Source organism: Terriglobales bacterium (genome assembly GCA_035573675.1).
Classification (GTDB): Bacteria; Acidobacteriota; Terriglobia; order Terriglobales; family Acidobacteriaceae; genus DATMAB01.
In genome coordinates this window covers 52,501-69,831 of the sequence record DATMAB010000026.1, presented here as the reverse complement: position 1 = coordinate 69,831, position 17,331 = coordinate 52,501, and the positions used below count along the sequence as shown (strand labels likewise).

At 63.6% G+C, this 17,331-nt stretch carries 16 protein-coding genes, 2 rRNA genes and 1 pseudogene (1 of these 19 only partly in view); 10 read left to right on the top strand and 9 right to left on the bottom strand.

Annotated elements, in window-relative coordinates; all coding sequences use genetic code 11:
- Entirely contained in the window at window positions 1–3,468 is a 3,468-nt protein-coding gene (locus tag VNK82_11720; GenBank protein HXE91617.1) for a response regulator, read from the bottom strand.
- The gene (locus VNK82_11715) at window positions 3,465–3,593 is read right to left on the bottom strand and encodes a hypothetical protein (protein ID HXE91616.1); all 129 of its coding nucleotides are present in this window, start codon (window positions 3,591–3,593) and stop codon (window positions 3,465–3,467) included. The genes VNK82_11720 and VNK82_11715 overlap by 4 nt, the downstream gene beginning before the upstream one ends.
- 247 nt (window positions 3,594–3,840) lie before the next feature.
- On the opposite strand from VNK82_11715, the gene VNK82_11710 reads away from it, so the two are divergent.
- The 5 genes from VNK82_11710 (at window position 3,841) to VNK82_11690 (ending at window position 9,096) form a co-directional block, all read left to right on the top strand.
- On the top strand, window positions 3,841–6,645 hold the full coding sequence (locus VNK82_11710; GenBank protein HXE91615.1) for a tetratricopeptide repeat protein: 2,805 nt from the start codon (window positions 3,841–3,843) through the stop codon (window positions 6,643–6,645).
- 10 nt (window positions 6,646–6,655) lie between these two features.
- Entirely contained in the window at window positions 6,656–7,033 is a 378-nt protein-coding gene (locus tag VNK82_11705; protein HXE91614.1) for a hypothetical protein, read from the top strand.
- A gap of 74 nt (window positions 7,034–7,107) precedes the next feature.
- Entirely contained in the window at window positions 7,108–7,986 is an 879-nt protein-coding gene (locus VNK82_11700; GenBank protein ID HXE91613.1) for a TIGR00730 family Rossman fold protein, read from the top strand.
- A gap of 9 nt (window positions 7,987–7,995) precedes the next feature.
- On the top strand, window positions 7,996–8,646 hold the full coding sequence (locus VNK82_11695) for a thiamine phosphate synthase (GenBank protein HXE91612.1): 651 nt from the start codon (window positions 7,996–7,998) through the stop codon (window positions 8,644–8,646).
- A gap of 72 nt (window positions 8,647–8,718) precedes the next feature.
- Complete coding sequence (locus tag VNK82_11690; GenBank protein ID HXE91611.1) at window positions 8,719–9,096, top strand: PPOX class F420-dependent oxidoreductase; 378 nt, start codon at window positions 8,719–8,721, stop codon at window positions 9,094–9,096.
- A gap of 155 nt (window positions 9,097–9,251) precedes the next feature.
- Here the strand turns inward: VNK82_11690 and VNK82_11685 are convergent, their stop codons facing one another.
- The 5 genes from VNK82_11685 to VNK82_11665 form a co-directional block, all read right to left on the bottom strand.
- Window positions 9,252–10,313 (bottom strand): DUF5700 domain-containing putative Zn-dependent protease, encoded by a 1,062-nt coding sequence (locus VNK82_11685; GenBank protein ID HXE91610.1) that lies wholly within the window; start codon window positions 10,311–10,313, stop codon window positions 9,252–9,254.
- Window positions 10,314–10,396: 83 nt separating this feature from the next.
- Window positions 10,397–10,909 carry a cupin domain-containing protein gene (locus VNK82_11680; GenBank protein ID HXE91609.1) on the bottom strand — a complete coding sequence of 171 codons (513 nt, stop codon included), beginning with the start codon at window positions 10,907–10,909 and terminating at the stop codon, window positions 10,397–10,399.
- 244 nt (window positions 10,910–11,153) lie between these two features.
- A complete protein-coding gene (locus VNK82_11675; protein HXE91608.1) occupies window positions 11,154–11,894 on the bottom strand; it encodes a YdeI/OmpD-associated family protein in 741 nt (246 codons plus the stop codon).
- Between the two features lie 10 nt (window positions 11,895–11,904).
- A complete protein-coding gene (locus VNK82_11670; protein HXE91607.1) occupies window positions 11,905–12,222 on the bottom strand; it encodes a DUF5615 family PIN-like protein in 318 nt (105 codons plus the stop codon).
- A complete protein-coding gene (locus tag VNK82_11665) occupies window positions 12,223–12,435 on the bottom strand; it encodes a DUF433 domain-containing protein (GenBank protein HXE91606.1) in 213 nt (70 codons plus the stop codon).
- A gap of 344 nt (window positions 12,436–12,779) precedes the next feature.
- Here VNK82_11665 and VNK82_11660 point away from each other — a divergent pair, with 344 nt between their 5' ends.
- From VNK82_11660 to VNK82_11640, 5 genes and pseudogenes are all read left to right on the top strand, one after another.
- Window positions 12,780–13,388, top strand: a complete 609-nt coding sequence (locus VNK82_11660) for a hypothetical protein (GenBank protein ID HXE91605.1) — start codon at window positions 12,780–12,782, stop codon at window positions 13,386–13,388.
- A gap of 135 nt (window positions 13,389–13,523) precedes the next feature.
- The gene (locus VNK82_11655; protein ID HXE91604.1) at window positions 13,524–13,682 is read left to right on the top strand and encodes a DUF2442 domain-containing protein; all 159 of its coding nucleotides are present in this window, start codon (window positions 13,524–13,526) and stop codon (window positions 13,680–13,682) included.
- A gap of 19 nt (window positions 13,683–13,701) precedes the next feature.
- A complete protein-coding gene (locus tag VNK82_11650) occupies window positions 13,702–13,821 on the top strand; it encodes a DUF2442 domain-containing protein (protein ID HXE91603.1) in 120 nt (39 codons plus the stop codon).
- A 181-nt stretch (window positions 13,822–14,002) separates the two neighbouring features.
- Window positions 14,003–14,191 (top strand): hypothetical protein, encoded by a 189-nt coding sequence (locus VNK82_11645; GenBank protein ID HXE91602.1) that lies wholly within the window; start codon window positions 14,003–14,005, stop codon window positions 14,189–14,191.
- 17 nt (window positions 14,192–14,208) lie between these two features.
- Window positions 14,209–14,457 (top strand): annotated as a pseudogene (locus VNK82_11640) (type II toxin-antitoxin system RelE/ParE family toxin).
- 47 nt (window positions 14,458–14,504) lie between these two features.
- Here VNK82_11640 and rrf read toward each other — a convergent pair.
- Together rrf and VNK82_11630 are read right to left on the bottom strand one after the other, a co-directional pair.
- Window positions 14,505–14,621, bottom strand: a 5S ribosomal RNA gene (gene rrf / locus VNK82_11635).
- A 171-nt stretch (window positions 14,622–14,792) separates the two neighbouring features.
- Window positions 14,793–17,331, bottom strand: a 23S ribosomal RNA gene (locus VNK82_11630) (it continues 1,133 nt past the right edge of the window).

Here is a 17,331-nt window from a genome sequence, read left to right as displayed (position 1 = left end):
TCACCGGCTCCCGGTCCGCTTCTTTCGCCTGGCCGCGATGGCTCGCGCCGGCCGCTTGCCGGCCCGCCCGGACTTCCTGCGCACACGCGCGCAGAAGGACTGGAGCACGTCGCCGAGCTCCCGGCAGGCTGCCTCGAGGGCCACGCAGGCGGCGCCGGCATTCTCAAGATTGCGGGCATGCGCCAGGCTCTCCAGCTGAGCTGCGATTTCGGCGGCGGTGTGCGCTCCCAACCCCGCGGCTGACCCCTTCAACCGGTGCGCCTCCGATTCCAGGGAATCGGCGTCACCCTTCGCGGCAGCTTCACGGATGGCCCGGATCCATTGCGGCGCGTTCGCCTGAAACAACTCACTCATCTCCGCCGCCAGGCGGGCATCCCCCTCCACGCGCTCCATCAGCTCCGCCTCGTCGAAGACCGTGGACGCGACCGTGGCGGGCGACGTCGAAACCGACTGGAGGGCAGCCACCAGTTGCTGTTTCTGGATGGGCTTGGCCACATAGGCGTCCATGCCCGCCTCCAGGCAGCGCTCCCGGTCTCCGCTCATGGCGTGGGCGGTCATGGCGATGACCGGCATATGGCCGCCGGTGGTACGCTCGCGCTCGCGGAGCGCACGCGTCGCCTCCAGGCCGTCCATCTCTGGCATCTGCACGTCCATCAGGACCACGTCGAATGGCTCGCGCTCTACTGCGGCCAGAGCTTCCCTGCCCGTGGCTGCGACCGCCACGCGGTGTCCCTGCTTTTCGAGCAGCTTCACGGCCAGCCTCTGGTTCACGGGATTGTCTTCCGCCAGCAAGATGCGCAATCCCTTGCGGACCGGAACCCGGCGCATCCGCTGCGGCCCGGTCTCGCGGGCGCCGCTGTCCAGAGCCGTTACCAGCGCGTCGTACAGTTCCGACTGCATCACCGGCTTGTGCACCCACCCGGCAAGACCCAACGTGCGGCAGCGCTCATCGGCGCCCGTAGCGGGCGGGGTCAGCAGCAGGATCTTGAGTTTGCCGTTTTCCGGACTCCGCTGTATCTGCTCCGCCAACGAAAAGCCGTCCATCTGCGGCATATCAGCATCGATGACGGCCAGAGCAAACGGTGTGCGCTCCTTGCGGCTCCGGCGCAAGAGGTCGAGCGCCTCGGCGCCGCCGGCCGCCGCCTCCGACTGCATGTTCCACCCCGCAAGCATCTCCTGCAGGATGCGGCGTGTGGTCTGGTTGTCATCCACCACCAGCACGCGAAAACTGCGCAGCCGCTCGGGCGCGCGCCGCCGGACGGCGCCCTTCTGCAGGGCGAAGCGGGCAGTGAAGTGGAACGTGCTGCCCCGGCCTTCCTCGCTTTCCACCCAGACGCGCCCGCCCATCAGTTCCACCAGTTGTTTGACGATGGCCAGCCCCAGCCCTGTTCCTCCGTACTTACGTGTGGTGGAGGCGTCCGCCTGCGCGAAGGGATCGAACACTATCGCCTGCTTGTCGGTGGGGATGCCGATGCCGGTGTCGTGCACGGCGAAACTCAGTACCGCCTCGTTGCGCGTCGCGGATTCCATTCCCACTTCTACCAGCACTTCGCCCTGCTCGGTGAACTTGATGGCGTTGCCCACCAGGTTCATCACGATTTGCCGCAAGCGCCCCGGATCACTCACCAGCGCGTCGGGAACACCGGCATGCACGTGGCAAGCCAGTTCCAGGCGTTTTTCCCGTGCCCGCAGGGCGAGCACCCGGAGCGTCTCGTCCAGCGTGTCGCGCAGGCTGAAAGGCAGCCGATCGATCTCCAGCTTGCCCGCTTCCACTTTGGAATAGTCGAGGATGTCGTTGATCAGCGCCAGCAGCGACTGGGCGGAATGGTGCGCGGTTCGAATGTACTCCCGCTGTTCCCGGGACAGGCGCGTATCCAGCGCCAGTTCGGTCATGCCCAGGATGGCATTCATGGGCGTGCGAATCTCGTGGCTCATATTGGCCAGCAGGCGGCTCTTGGCCAGCGTGGCCTCCTCGGCGCGATGCCGGGCGCCCTCCAGCTCCTTCACCAGTTGGGCGAGGCGGGCGGCGTTCTCTTCTTCCGCCTGCTTGGCCGACTCCAGCTCGCGGGCGTAGCGGCGCAGCGCCTCCTTGGCCTGCTTGCGCTCCATGAACTGTCCCACCTGGCTGCCGATGGCGTCGAACATCTCCAGCAGCGCCGGGTCGGGTTGGCGGATCTCGCGGCTGAAGAATTCCAGCACTCCCACCACCCGGCCCCGCTGCCGGATGGGGAAACCGAATGCCCCGTGCAACCCCACGCGCTCGGCGTAGGGAGCGCGAGGAAAGTTGGAGTCGCGGACCACGTCCGGAATCCAGGCCGGCTGGCCGCTGGTCCACACCCGCCCCGGCAGCCCGATGCCCGGCTGGAACAGGATGCTGCGAGTGATGGCCTCGAACTCCCCCAGATCGGTCTGGGGCAGGTGCCAGATTTCCACGTTGCGGAGCGCGACTGAGTTCTCGTCCACGATCCACAGGGCCCCCATCTCCCAACCGAGGTTCAGACACACGGCCTCCAGGATGCGAGGCGTGGCTTCAGCCAGCGAGTCGGCATCGGCCAGCACCTTAGTCACGGCGTAGCCTGCGGCCTGGCGACGCGCCGCATCGCGCAGTTCGGTCACGTCGCGGGCCACGGCATAAATCAGCCCTTGCTGCACCGCCGCGCGTGACGTCCACTGCAGCCAGCGGTAGCGTCCGTCGCGGGTGCGGTATCGATTCTCGAACTGCAGCGCATCCGTGCCTTGACTCAGTTTCTGCGCTTCCGCGTGGGTGCGTTCACGGTCTTCGGGATGGACAAAGTCAAGGTAGGGTGCGGCCATCAGTTCCTCACGCGAGAAACCGAGCACCGTTTCCCAGGCAGGGTTGAGGCGCTGGAAGCGCCCGTCGAGACTGGCGATGCACAGCAGATCGGGCGAAAGCCGGAAGAAACGGTCCAGTTCCTTCTCCGCCAGGCGCCGCTCCGCCATGGCAGTGGCCAGCTCGTCCAGGCGCCGGCGCAGTTCCAGTTGCACGATGACCTGCCGGGCCAACGCCCGCAAGGCATCGCGCTGCTCCGGGGTCAGCCGGTGGGGCTCATGGTCGGCCACACACAGCGTCCCCAGGGCGTGGCCGTCGGGATCAATCAACGGCGCACCAGCGTAGAAGCGGATGCGCGGCTCCCCGGTGACCAGCGGATTGTGGGCGAAGCGTTCGTCGGCGAGGGCGTCCGACACTTCCAGCAGGTCGTCCCCCAGGATGGCGTGGGCGCAGAAGGCGACCTCGCGCGGGGTCTCGGTGGCTTCGACGCCGATCCTGGACTTGAACCACTGCCGCTCGGCGTCCACCAGGCTGACCAGGGCGAGCGGCGTGCCGCAGATGTGCGCCGCAATGCGGGTGATATCGTCGAAGGCCGGCTCCGGCGGCGTATCCAGCACCTTGTACCGCCGCAACGCTTTCAGCCGGGCCGCTTCGTTGCTGGGCAGTGGAGCCTTCATCGCAGCCGGTCTCTGTGCAGGATGGCGGCCGCAGCCGCCTGGTCCGGCTCTCCCACAGACGGGCTGATTATACTGCGCGAGCCTTCGGTGATGTGGAGCCACACGGCGGCCAATCGCACGAGCATCCACCCGCCCCGGGCACTTGGGGAGTGCCCTTGTTTGTGATACGTTTAGCGCCGTTCCCTGCTGCTCCGGCTGGTCAGCTCCCGGTGACCGTAGAGGGCGGAGCGGCTGTGAGCCCGGTCGTTCCTGGGCCGGGAGCAGGCTATTGCCCGGCGGGTTACCGTCACGGCTGCGGACGTGATAGTTTTGTAGATTCCGGCCGGGCAGGCCGCGGTTCGCCGCCCAGCAGGCCGGGGGAACCACTCGTCTATGGCGCTCGGATTCGGCTTCAACAAGACCAAGGTCATGGCTGCGGCCCAGAAGTACCAGCAGCAGGGCAAGCTGCAGAACGCCATCGCCGAATACGAGAAGATCGCCAAGGAAGACCCCAAGGACCTTACCATCCTGAACACCATCGGCGACCTGTACTTCCAGGTCGGCCAGACCGACAAGGCCTGCATCTACTTCAAGCGCGTGGGCGACAGCTACGCCATGGAGGGCTTTACCGTCAAGGCCATCGCCCTCTACAAGAAGCTCACCAAGCTCAACCCATCAGCCAGCGAGGCCATCCTGAAGCTGGCCGAACTCTACACCCAGCAGGGCCTCTACAACGACGCCCGCGCTCAGTACGTGCAGGTCGCGGACAAGTTCATGCAGGCGGGGGAGACCGAGCAGGCCGCCAAGATCTTCCAGAAGATCCTCGAGCTCGATCCCGAGAACGCTGCCATGCGCGCCCGGCTGGCGGACCTGTACATCAAGCTGGGCAAGAAGACCGAGGCGCGCGATATCTACCTCACGGCGTCCCAGTCCCTGTACGCCCGCGGCGCGCTCGATGCCGCCGATGAAGCCCTGGGCAAGGTCCTGTCGCTCGAACCGGGCAACGCAGACGCGCTCATGCTGCGCGGCCAGATCGCGGTAGATTCCGGAGACGGCAACGCCGCCGTCAACCATCTGGAGAAGATCCCCAACCTGGATTCGCGTCCGGATGCGCTGCGCGCCTTGCTCCGCGCCTACCTGCTGGTGGGCAACGTGGCCGCCGCGGAGCCCATCGCCGGCAAGCTGCTCACGGTGCACAACGATGCCAGCGGCGTCTCCAGCTTTGCCGAGAACTTGTTGGCGGCAGGGCGCTTCGAGGACGCCCTGAAGATTTACGACCAGCACGCCGACACCTTCCTCGCCTCCAATGCGCAGGCGCTGCTGGACGCGTTGCACGGCAGCATCAACCAGATCAAAGAGAACGCCCCCGCCCTCGCCATCCTGCGCAACCTGTACCTCAAGGCCGGAATCACCACTCACCTTGCCGACGTGAGCGAGCTGCTGGCTCATGCCTGGGTGCAGGCCGGTGAACTCGCCAAGGCCCGCGACTTGTACAAGGAACTGGCCGAACTCGAGCCCGAGAACGAGCTCCACATGCAGAGTTACAAGCAGGTGGTTGCCAAACTCGGCGAGGACGCGGCCCTGCGTCCGCTCACTCCTGAGGAAGGCGCCCAGGCCTTCATGGTGGATGAGCTGGAGCATGCTGCTCCCGCCGTCCAGCAGGAATACCCCCCGGAGGTCGCCGAGGCGGTTCGTGCCGCCCTCACCGATTCCGAGCTCTATGCTTCCTACAACGTGCCGGCCAAGGCCATCGCCCCGCTGGAAGCCGCGCTGCCGAAAGCTCCCAGGGACGTGCAGCTCAACCAGCAGCTCGCGTCTCTTTACGCCCGCGCCAATCGGATGGAGGAAGCGGCGCGTTGTTGCGACATCCTGGCCGGCGTCTTTGCCGAGGCTGGGCATCCTGAACAGGCCAGGCAGTACGCCGACATGGCCGCCAAGTATCGCTCCCGCGCAGGGGAAGCGCCTGCTGCCGCGGCAGCCGAATTTGCCGTGGAGGTCTCGCCTCCGCCGCCCGCTCCTGCCGCGGCTCCCGGCGAGTTTGCCATGGAAGTGTCGGCTCCTGAACCGGTCATGGCGCACGAGGTCGACCTCTCCTCGGAGTGGGAGAGCATGACTTCGGTCGAAGCAGCGCCCGAGGCCCCGGCCGCTGCCCCGCCGGTAGCGCCATCGGTCGCCGACCTGGTCGAGGAAATCCGTTTCTACGTGTCGCAGTCCATGTGGACGGAAGCCCAGTCTGCCATCGAAAGAGGAGAAGCGCTCGCGCCGGACAACGCGGAACTGGCCGCGCTTCGCCAGCAGGTTGCCGCCGCCACGACTCCGGCGGCTCCGCCGGTGATGGAGATGGAGGTCACACCCGCCGAAGCCCAACCCAGCGTGGCCGAGTTCGTGTTCGACGCCGCCGCTGTCGAGCCGCCCGTGGTTGAGGCTCCGCCACCGCCTCCTCCTCCGCCTCCTCCGCCACCCAAGCCGGCGGCTCCCCCGCCGAAGGCCGCACCGCCCAAACCGGCGCCGCCCCCGAAGCCTGCCGCCCCGCCACCGCCTCCGCCGCCTGCGGCGGCTGCTGGTGACTTGCTGGGCGACATGGTGCTCGACATCGAGCAGTCGCTGGGTGACGATTTCGCAGTCGCCGCTCCGCCACCCCCGCCCACACCGCCGCCACCCGCTCCTGCCGCCAAAGCGCCGCCCGCGAAGGCCGTTGCGCCCCCGTCCACCCCTGCTCCGGTTGCCGAAGCAGCCGCCCCTGCGGAAGCCACTTCGGTCCTTTCCGACCTGTTCGAGGAGTTCAAGGGCGAAGTGGAAGAAACCGCGCAGGAAGCCGAGGATCCCGACACGCATTACAACCTCGGCGTGGCCTTCAAGGAGATGGGTCTGCTGGACGAAGCCATCGGCGAGCTACAAAAGGTCTGCCAGGCCATCGACCAGGGCCAGCCCTTCAGCCAGGAAATGCAGGCGTACATCTGGCTGGCTCACTGCTTCATGGAAAAGGGTGTGCCATTGGCGGCTTCCCGCTGGTACGAGAAAGCCCTGAAGGTGCCCAACCTGCAGCAGGAGAACCGGCTCGCGCTCTATTACGAACTGGCCTCGGCACAGGAGGCTGCCGGTGACAAACAGGCCGCCTTGCGCAACTTCATGGAAGTTTACGGTACCAACATCGATTACCGTGACGTCGCCGACCGCATCAAGGCGCTGAAGGGATAACCGTACCCGGATGCACCTCGTCCGCCGGCAATCCGAGCCTGCCGCCGGAGCTTCCGAAGAAACTCCATCGCTTTCCGCTTCCGCGGCCTCGCCGGCCGCACCTGTCCCGCGCGCCGACGTCCCCAACTGGCTGCGCCGATTGTCGCTGGTTGTCTACATCCTCCTCTGCCTGGAGATGGGCATGCTGCTGTTGGTGCTTCCCTGGACCTCGTGGTGGCTGAACAACTCGCTGGTTGCGGGGCATTCCCATCTTGAGGCGTTGGCGAACAACGACTTTGTGCGCGGCGCTGTTTCCGGTTTGGGGCTGGTGGATATCTGGCTGGCCATCTCGGAAGCGCTCCGTTACCGGGAGGAACGGGCGCACACTTCGTCGCCGCAAGGCTCCTGAACCTCGGTCTTCTGCTTGGTTCCTCGCAGGATTTCTCGTATGCTAAACGCGCCTTGCGGTCGGCGAGCGCGCCTATGCCCAGGTCTTCGCACGATCCTGTCCCGGTTGCCTACCTGAACCCGGCCTTCCTGGAGAGTGCGGACGGACGCGCCATCCGCATCCTCGCCGAATATCTGGAACCGCTGGCCCGCTTCCGCCGCCAGCGCATTCAGGACACGGTCGTCTTCTTCGGTTCGGCGCGGTTTCCCAGCCGCGCGGAAGCGGCCCGGCGACTGGCGCGATTGGAGAGCCCCGAAGGCAAGGCGCTGCCCCGGCAGCAGCTTCGCGCCGAACGCAAGCTCGCGGAGAAGAACCTGGACCTCTCGCGCTACTACGAGGACGCCCGGAAGCTGGCTACTTTGCTGACGCGCTGGGCGCAACGTCTGCCCTCGCGCCGGCGACGCTTCGTGGTGGCGACTGGCGGCGGACCGGGCATCATGGAAGCCGCGAACCGCGGTGCGCGCGAGGCCGGCGGCGTCACCATCGGGCTGAACATCCGCCTGCCCCACGAGCAGAAACCCAATCCGTACATCACGCCCGCGCTTAACTTCGAGTTCCGCTATTTCTTCATGCGCAAGTTCTGGTTCGCCTATCCCGCCAAGGCCCTGGTCATCTTCCCCGGGGGCTTTGGCACGCTGGACGAGCTGTTCGAGATCCTCACACTGGCGCAAACCGACAAGCTGGCCAAGAAGATCCTGGTCATCATCTACGGCCGCGAGTACTGGGACCAGGTCATGAACTTTCAGGCTTTGCTGCAGGCCGGCGCCATCTCTCCCAGCGACCTCGACCTGTTCCGCGTCGCGGATTCACCCGAGGAAGCTTTCGAGCGGCTGCGGGTGGGCCTGACCCGCTTTCACCTGCAGCAGGAACCCGCGCGGCCGGAGTCGCCGGAACTCGCTCGCACGCGCCCATAAGAGCCTGCAGTGCTGCTCTGCTACGTCACGGACCGGGCACAGCTTGCTGCCGGTGAAACGGCGCGCCGGGAGCTTCTGCTGGCGAACATTCGGGAAGCCGCCCGCGCCGGCGTGGACTACGTCCAGCTCCGCGAACGGGATCTGCCGGCGCGCGAACTCGAGGGGCTGGCCCGCGAGGCCGTGCGGGTCGTCAGGGAAAGCTCCACGCAAACCCGCATCCTCATCAACTCACGTTGCGATGTGGCCCTGGCCGTTGCCGCCGACGGCGTTCACCTGCGCTCTGACGATATTCCCATCGACGAGGCGCGGGCTATCTTTGCCCAGGCCGTCCGGACGCACTTCGTCGTCGGCGTTTCCTGTCATTCCCCCGCCGAAGTGACCAGCGCCGCCGCTCTGGGAGCCGATTTCGTCGTTTTCGGCCCCGTGTTCGAGAAGCAGGGCTCAGGTCCGGGAGCGGGTGCGGGCGTGGAGGGATTGCGCGCCGCCGTGGTGGCCGTGAACGTGACTGGACTGGGAACGCCGGTGCTCGCCATCGGCGGCGTCACGCTCGAGAACGTGCAGGATTGTCTGCACGCCGGCGCCGCGGGAGTGGCAGCGATCCGGCTGTTCCAGCAGGGGAATCTGCAAGAAACGGTGCGCCGGTTGCGTGCCCTCAGCTAGCTGGCGAAAATCGCGCAAGGATCGAGCACGGCCGGCGACCGTCTTTCCCGTCAGTGGTTACAATCAGGTTTCATGAACGCCACGGACCTGCTGGCTCAGTTTCACGGCCGCCGTTATCTCAACCTGGAGAGCTACCGCAGGGACGGCCGTGCCATACGCACGCCGCTCTGGTTCGCGCAGGACGGCGGGCTCCTCTACATCTATACGCTGGCCGACTCCGGCAAGGTGAAGCGCATGCGGCGCAATCCGCGCGTGCGCATTGTGCCCTCGGACATACGCGGCAACCCCAAGGGCGAATGGATCGACGCCGAGGCCGAACTGCTCGCCGGCGAGCGCGCTGCGCACGCTGACCACCTGCTCAGCCGGAAGTATTTCGGGAAGCGCGTCGGCGACCTGTTCCGCAAGCTGCGCCCAAAGCCGCGGGCCGTGCTTGCGATTCGGCCGCTTTAGGGGGCCGCGGCGCCAGCCGCCAATTCCGCCTTCGGGGCAATCCGCACGGGCTGCACGCGTCCATAGGTCAGCGACCGCCACAGCTATTCCGCGGCCCGCTTTGGAAGCCGAAGGGTAGTTGACCACGCGACGCTAAGGCCAGTGGTATGCGGCCGCTACTTCGCGCCGGTCGGAGTCCTGGAGCCGGTCGCCACTTCCACCAGCTTCTCGGACCACTTCGGCAGCGCCGCGTTCGTCTTGTCCACCGCCTGGTTGTAGCTAGCGAACAGCTGGCGCGGGTCGCAGAAGCTCTCGATCATCTTCTCGCGGCCGTACGCCTTCTCGATCGTCACCGCCATCTTCCATCCCACCGTGTACCAGGGCCCCAGCAGGCCGAAGTAGCCGAACGCCTGCTTGGTGGTCTCTTCCTCGGCGAGTTTCCCTTCCACAATCTTGAGGAAGAACGTGTCCAGTTCTTTCTGGTTCTCTCCGAACCTGGCGATCTCCTTGTCCCATTCGGCGCGCTGCTCCGGCCGGTTCGATGGACGCGGGTGGCCGTCCGGCGAGTTCATCGCCGCCAAGGTCGCGAATCCCTCTCCGAAGGCCGAGGTCCACCGCAGCAACTGCGCCCGCGCTGGATCACCCGTGCCTACTTCTTCTTTGCTCCCGCAGCCCGTGCCGAAGCCGATGTGGTGCAGCTCGTGCGCCACCGTGTTCTCGAACTCCTCGGAGGTGATGGCCGGATCGAGATAGAGGAAGATGGCCGGGTCGGTCGTCACTTCGAACACGAACGAGTTTCCCCGCGGCTTGATGGAGGGATAGATCTTGGCGCGGATAGTGGCGGTGGGAGGCAGGTAGGCGAATGCGCGTTGTGCCGCCGAGTGGAGGTCGGCCTGTTTCCAGCGGCCCAGCGTCTCTTCGAGCGCCGCCGCTTTTGCCAGCAGCGCATCGGACATTACGAATGTGCGGAAGTCCTCGTCCTCGAACGGACGCTGCATCGCCCGCTCGCGCCTCTTCAGCCGGACGTAGCCCTCGGTGGCAAAGAGGCGCTGCCAATCCGCCTCAGTGACGGGCTGGCCTGCCTTGCGCTTGGCCAGGATGGCGAGCACCGCTTCCGGCTCGTCGGTGACCATGCGCACGTCGAGCCGCGACGCGGCCGATTTCTGCTCGCTGGCGGCCGCCGCTTGAGGCAGGCACCAGATCAGTATCCAGGCCAAGGTTGCGGACAGGGATCGCACAGAGAAGCTCCTCCCAGCTTAGTACGCAGGAGAACTCCGCCCGGTTTCCCGTCCGTCCCCGCGTTTCTTTCCCGAGGCGAGGACTACTTGCCGGGCGCAGCCGTGCGTGGATCGTCCGCCGGATTCACGAAGTACAACTGGAACGGTCCGATGCCGTGCACCTGAATCACGCTGTCCGGCCCGTGCCACACGTAGTGCCGCATGGTCCGGGGAATGAAGACGTAGGAGCCGGCGGCTATGTCCTGCAGTCCCTTGGCGTCATACTTCTCGCCCATGCCGAGCTTGATCGAACCCTCAAGCACGGTGACGTGCTCGTCCTGCGGATGCCAGTGCGCGGCCACCTCGGCCGCCCTCGTGGCCCTCACCCGCATCACGAACGGCTCTCCCGCCTTGGCTGGATCCCCGTGCACCACCGCCGTCTCCAGCCCGAGGAACAGCGGCGTCCACTTGAGTTCCGCGGGCGAAACCATCGCGTGCGCCGGAGCACTCCCCGCGCTCGACCCCGGCGAAGCTGCCTTGCCCATGTCGATACCGATGCCCAGCAGACCCACCGAAGCTATCGTCACCAGCGTCAGGATTCCCAGCCGCGTTCTCATAGCCCACCTCCCATTGAGATTGTCGGAAGGATATGCAGGGCAAGGACACGTGTCCAGCCTGATTGAGAGCCCGTCTCTCTCGCCGGCTCCCCGATGACCAGATGACGAGATGACTACATCACCCCATGCAATTCATTCACGTCCATCGGCGTTCATCCGCGGCGAATGTCCAATCGTCGGTTGCCCCACCCTTATCGCTCCCGCTGTTGGAGCGACAGGGTGGGTCTCCATCAATCATCGATCCTCAATCATTATCCGTGTTCATCCGTGTTGATCCGTGGCCGCCTTGGCCTTTGGTGTTCTCCAGCATCCTCTCCACCGCCTTGGCGATCCGCAGCGCGCGGGACTCCGGATCACGGTAGTAGAGAATGGACAGCAGGTCCGCGCGGCGCTGCGCAGGCGTCATGCGCTGCCAGCCCTCGCGCGCTTTCGGATTGCGCGCCAGCGCGGCTTCGATCATGGGCGGCAGCTCGCGCTCGGCCTCCATCGTCTCCATCAACCGCACCGCAAGCCGCTCGGAGCGCCGCCGCCTCGTCTGCGAGTGCTTCGCCTGCGCAATCCACTTCGCGATCTCGCGACGCGTGGAGTAGTTCAGCGACTCGTAGAACTTGCGCAGCCGCTTCGACTCGCGCAGAACACGCTCCAGTTCCGGCGGAGTGGTTACCGTGCGCACTTCCGTGTCCGGCTCCATGCGGAAGCGCGCCGTCATGCCGGGTTTCACGCCGGCGCCCTTTTGCATCTCCTTGTTCACCATCATGAAGTGCCGGCCCTTGCCGTCGGGGAAGAGCGAGGTGCGGAAGGCGAAGCTCCTGGCGCTGCCCGTTCCACCGCCGCCCGCTGCCGAAATCTCGCCCTTGACCTTGATCTGCCCGCGCCGGCCCCAGAGTTTGGCGGCGTTGAAGGGGATGCGGATGACCACCCAGTGCAGCCGGTCACCGGTGCGCTCGAGAGTGGTGGAGAAAGTTCTGACGGCTGCCATCGACATGGCGAAGAAGCTAGCGGATGGTAACTACGGTTCCTCGGGTAATGCTGGCGAGTGTTTGCAGCAGCTTCGGGGCGAGGGGCCTCAGATCCGCCAGCCGGTTGGTCGCCGCACTCAGCACCACAACCGCGACACCCAGGGAAGGCAGATTTTGCTGGAAGGATAGATTGCGGTCCACCGTAATGAACACATCGAATCGCCCCTGCGCCAGCGTCAGCAGCTCTCCGTTTTTCTTACCCGCCCAGCCCATTTGAGGGACGGTACGAACCTCGTGACCGGGGATCTCTCGGGCAAATCGCTGGTCGATGCACTCATCGAGCAGCAGTTTCACTCAATGCACCATCTCGAAGATGTGGTCTTTGACCTCGTCCAGCAATGCCAGAACCTGCTCTCGTGACACCGAAGGGAAGCCCTCCAGGAAACTGTCGATGGAATCTCCGGCCTTCAGATGCTCGATGAACGTCTGCACCGGGACTCGGGTTCCAGCGAAGACAGGAGCCCCACCCATGATCTCCGGCGAGACGGTTACTACACGGCTGGGCATGGCTGCATGTTACGCGACGAGAATCACCAGCGGCAAGTTCTGTGACGTGGCCGGATGCGGATCTGCCCGCAACTCCGCAGACCTTGGCAGCGTCGAGGGGAATGTGGATGACCAGCCAGTGCGGCCGGTAGCCGGTGCGATTGAGCGGAGCACAGACGCTCGTGCTTGAATCCCTTTCATCATGTCGCCTGAGAGGACTACCCGTGTAGGATACTCTCCCAAGCGGTGAGTCAGTCCGGTGCTGAGCAGTCGTGCACTCCCTCGTGGCTGATAGACAGCAATCCTGGCACAGGGGCTCTGCATCGCGGAAATGTGGAGCGCTTGAGCGAGTGTTTGGCAAACGAATGGACAACGAACCTCTTGGGCGTTTTGCAGGGTTCATCGCTGAAGAAGGAGTTCGGCGCGCCCGGCGTCAGGCTCAGCTGTTCGAACAGGAGCTGGCCACTTGCGCTTTTTCTTGCGACGGCACACAGCGCCGCGATCTGATGATTGCCTTCGCCTTCCTGAATTGGTCGATTGCGAACGGTGTCTGGTCGAACTTGAACAACACGCGACTACGCCGTGATCTGATGGAGGCAACGGTACAGAAGTTCTCAACAGAGCTTGCGAAAACCGTGACGGCTGGCTCCGACGTCCGCGACGTCGCACTCGAAGCCGTGAGGATTGACGAGCAACTTCGACAGATGCTTAGGGGTTGGGTAGGGACACTTGGTGAACTTGACAGGTTCGGGGCGAACGACGCACGAGCGTCGCTGTTCTTCGCGATGGACCGAATCCAAGCCTGTCTCGGAATCTCTGACCCCGTCATGGATCTCCTTGTACCTCGCTTTCTTGCCCACGAGGACTTCGCCGCCGAAATGGAACATTTGGCGAGCCAGCTCAACCGTGCTGCCGACGACAGAAGCAAGAAAGGTACCCTATCTAGGTTTCTCGAAGGATTCCGGAAGGACTAGAATCAGCGCGATCCTCACGGTGTTGAGGTCCGGGCCGTACCGCTTTTATTTCTATTCACACGAGCCCAACGAACCGCCGCATGTACACGGAATCGCTCATTGAGGACCACCGCACAAGACTCTGGGAGCCTTGGAATGCGTATTTTGGCTCTGGCCGCCGATGAACGGGTGGCGAACGTCTCCTTCACGGCTGACTCGCTGGTGGTCGCGCTCAAAGATGGGCGAGTCATTTCCGCGCCGCTCGCCTGGTACCCGCGGCTGCTCCACGCCAGCCCCGCCCAGAGGAACAACTGAAAGATTGCGGGCGGGGGCTATGGAAATTCACTGGCCCGACCTGGATGAAGACCTGAGCACCGAAGGCCTGCTGCGCGGAGCCCCGGCGGCGGGCAACCATCGTGGCAAGAAGCAGCGGGCCAAGCGCGCTCGGCGCTGAGCCTCTGCGTTCTCTGCGCCCTCGGCGGTGAGAAGCTTTCTGCAGAAAAGGAAAAGGCCGCACGCTATGAACGTGCGGCCTTTATTAATGCCGGCAACGACCTTGCTCTTTCCCATCCGCTGCGTCTGACGGTACCCATCGGCCCGGCGGATGCTATCCTAAGGCAGCGGCGGAGGTGGAGATGGGGACAGCAAAACATGATGTCGAGCTGCTGCTGAGCAAGCTCCCGGATGATTGTTCCCTGGAAGACATCCAGTACCACCTCTACGTGCTCGAAAAGGTTCGTGGCGGACTGGAGGATGCGCGCCGGCACGGAACCATCCCCCAGGAAGACGTGGAAGCCAAGCTGAGGCGATGGCTGACCGAGTAGCCTGATCGCAACGCGCGCTAGCCGACTTGGAAGACATTGCAGCCTTCATCGCAGAAGACTCTCCCTCCTACGCCAAGACCGTCGTCCGAAAGATTATCGCCCTGACCCGCAATCTGAAGAGTTTTCCGCGCAGTGGCCGCGTCGTCCCCGAGTTCGACGACCAGGATGTCCGAGAACTGCTTGCCTACAGCTACCGTATCATCTATCGAGTCGAAGCGAGCGAAGTGGTGATCGTGGCCGTGATTCACGGCAAGCGGATCCTCTGACAAAAGAGGAAAAGGCCGCACGCTTTTGGCGTGCGGCCTTTGTCTAATGCCGGCAACGACCTACTCTCCCACACGGTTTCCCGTGCAGTAACATCGGCCCGGCGGGGCTTAACTTCCGTGTTCGGGATGGGAACGGGTGTTGCCCCCGCGGTGTGATCACCGGCAACCCATTTCGGCGCCTGCGGCGCGCGAAGCCATAAGCAATTGGCAATAAGCTTGTTGCTTACTGCTTATCGCTTATCGCAATTTTTCAAAGATCGCGAGGACGAAGCCTCACAACGGAACAGACGGGAATCCAGAAAACGCGCGGGCGCACAGTGCGCTCGGTAAATTTTATGGTCAAGCCGAACGGGCGATTAGTACGGGTCAGCTTCGCGCCTTGCGGCAGCTTCCACTTCCCGCCTATCGAACAGGTGGTCTTCCTGTGCCCTTCGTACTCCTTGGGAGTTGGGAGATCTCATCTTGGGGAGTGCTTCACGCTTATATGCATTCAGCGTTTATCACCACCGAACTTCGCTACCCAGCCGTGCCACGGGCGTGACAGCTGGAACACAAGAGGTTCGTCCATCCCGGTCCTCTCGTACTAAGGACAGGCCCCCTCAAATCTCCTCCGCCCACACCAGATAGGGACCGAACTGTCTCGCGACGTTCTGAACCCAGCTCACGTACCGCTTTAATAGGCGAACAGCCTAACCCTTGGAACCTTCTACAGCTCCAGGATGCGATGAGCCGACATCGAGGTGCCAAACCGGAGCGTCGATATGAACTCTTGGCTCCGATCAGCCTGTTATCCCCGGCGTACCTTTTATCCGTTGAGCGATGGCCCTTCCATGCAGAACCACCGGATCACTAGGACCTGCTTTCGCATCTGCTCGACTTGTGGGTCTCGCAGTCAACCACGCTTATGCCCTTGCACTCGCCGGCTGATTTCCAAACAGCCTGAGCGTAGCTTCGTGCGCCTCCGTTACCGTTTAGGAGGCGACCGCCCCAGTCAAACTACCCGCCTCACTATGTCCCTCTCCCGGATCACGGGAGCAGGTTAGAATCACAGCACTCGCAGGGTGGTATCTCACCGTCGGCTCCTCCAAGCCCGAGAGCCTGGATTCAAAGCCTCCCACCTATCCTGCGCAGCAAGAGCCATAATTCATAGTGAAGGTATAGTAAAGGTGCACGGGGTCTTTCCGTCTAGGTGCGGGAAACCGGCATCTTCACCGGTACTACAAGTTCGCCGAGTCGCTCGTTAAGACAGTCGCTCTGTCGTTACGCCATTCGTGCAGGTCGGAACTTACCCGACAAGGAATTTCGCTCAGTTGTTCTCGCTCCGTTTCCGGAGGAGCTGGACTTTATCTTTCACAGCCTCGATTCATGGTAGATGCGATGGCGCGGATCTTCTCGATGCCATCCGGTTCCAGGTGTTTTCCCTCCTTCATCAGTCGCAGGACCTTCCTGAACTTGATGAAGTCGATCCGCTTCTTCGATCTCAGTGGATGCTGGTCGAAGAACGGAACGATCTTGTCATTCAGGTGGTCCAAACCGCGCACCCGATAGGCCATCCGGTCGCCGTGGTTCCTGCGAACCACTCCGCACTCAAAAAACCTCTTGAGCGCGTGCAGCAACTGGATGTCCCGCTGGTGCTGGACAACCGTGAATTCCGGCAACACCTGAAACCCGGAGGACATCTCCGGGTGCGGGTTGATGCCGACGAAGAAACAGCCTTCGCCGTCCACGAAACCCACCACCCATTGCGCCTCCATCTTGCCTGACTGTGACTGAACGTGAAGTCTCTGAGGGTTCTCCATGATGGAGCCTTCCCTGCGGATTGTCCCCTTGTCCGTCGGATTTTGACTGCCGGCCCAGGGGGCCTGCGAGTACCGCGCGGCTGTGTGAGGAGTTTCCCGCATATAGTTCAGTTTTACTAAGGCTAGCGAAGCCAACCTTAGGACCGTTATAGTTACGGCCGCCGTTCACCGGGGCTTCAGATCGAAGCTTCTCCCCTTGCGGAGATGACCTCTCCCTTTAACCTTCCGGCACCGGGCAGGCGTCAGCCCCTATACGTCGTTTTCGACTTTGCAGAGACCTGTGTTTTTGTTAAACAGTCGCAGAGCGCATTTCACTGCGGCCTCTTCGGGCTATGAACCCTACTGAGGCGACCCTTCTCCCGAAGTTACGGGTCCAACTTGCCTAGTTCCTGAACGAGCGTTCTCTCGAGCGCCTTTGGATACTCTCCTCGTCTACCTGTGTCGGTTTGAGGTACGGTTCCCGCAAGTTCTGCTTAGAGGTTTTTCTTGGCAGCATGGAGTCAGCGGCTTCGGGCCACAAAAGCCCTGCTTTGCGTCTCACCGTTGAATGCCCCTGCGGATTTGCCTGCAGGGACCGGCTGACACGCATCGAACGCGGAACCAATACACGTCCCGCCTATCCTTCTGCGTCACCCCATCGTCGTAACGAACCCACGGGAGTTCCGGAATATTAACCGGATGTCCATCGGCTACGCCTTTCGGCCTCGCCTTAGGGACCGACTAACCCTGAGCGGATTAACCTTTCTCAGGAAACCTTAGACTTTCGGCGCGGAGGGTTCTCACCTCCGTTATCGCTACTTATGCCGGCAGGGTCTCTTCTCAGCCGAAGACCAGTCCTTGCGGTCTGGCTGCACGGTTGAGAATGCTCTCCTACCACGTCCGCCTTGACGGCGGACATCCGCTGCTTCGGTACTCGGTTTGAGCCCCGTTGAATTGTCGGCACCGGACCGCTTGACCAGTGAGCTATTACGCTTTCTTTAAAGGATGGCTGCTTCTAAGCCAACCTCCTGGCTGTCTGGGCGTTCCGACATCCTTTCCCACTTAACCGAGACTTAGGGACCTTAGCAGGCGATCT

Bases quoted from the DNA above. Each gene is read 5' to 3' on its own strand.
- VNK82_11700 (HXE91613.1), top strand. From the start codon at position 7,108: ATGCCCAGGTCTTCGCACGATCCTGTCCCGGTTGCCTACCTGAACCCG.
- VNK82_11705 (HXE91614.1), top strand. From the start codon at position 6,656: ATGCACCTCGTCCGCCGGCAATCCGAGCCTGCCGCCGGAGCTTCCGAA.
- VNK82_11720 (HXE91617.1), bottom strand. From the start codon at position 3,468: ATGAAGGCTCCACTGCCCAGCAACGAAGCGGCCCGGCTGAAAGCGTTG.
- VNK82_11645 (HXE91602.1), top strand. From the start codon at position 14,003: ATGGGGACAGCAAAACATGATGTCGAGCTGCTGCTGAGCAAGCTCCCG.
- VNK82_11715 (HXE91616.1), bottom strand. From the start codon at position 3,593: ATGCTCGTGCGATTGGCCGCCGTGTGGCTCCACATCACCGAAGGCTCG.
- VNK82_11655 (HXE91604.1), top strand. From the start codon at position 13,524: ATGCGTATTTTGGCTCTGGCCGCCGATGAACGGGTGGCGAACGTCTCC.
- VNK82_11675 (HXE91608.1), bottom strand. From the start codon at position 11,894: ATGTCGATGGCAGCCGTCAGAACTTTCTCCACCACTCTCGAGCGCACC.
- VNK82_11660 (HXE91605.1), top strand. From the start codon at position 12,780: ATGGACAACGAACCTCTTGGGCGTTTTGCAGGGTTCATCGCTGAAGAA.
- VNK82_11690 (HXE91611.1), top strand. From the start codon at position 8,719: ATGAACGCCACGGACCTGCTGGCTCAGTTTCACGGCCGCCGTTATCTC.
- VNK82_11665 (HXE91606.1), bottom strand. From the start codon at position 12,435: ATGCCCAGCCGTGTAGTAACCGTCTCGCCGGAGATCATGGGTGGGGCT.
- VNK82_11650 (HXE91603.1), top strand. From the start codon at position 13,702: ATGGAAATTCACTGGCCCGACCTGGATGAAGACCTGAGCACCGAAGGC.
- VNK82_11710 (HXE91615.1), top strand. From the start codon at position 3,841: ATGGCGCTCGGATTCGGCTTCAACAAGACCAAGGTCATGGCTGCGGCC.
- VNK82_11680 (HXE91609.1), bottom strand. From the start codon at position 10,909: ATGAGAACGCGGCTGGGAATCCTGACGCTGGTGACGATAGCTTCGGTG.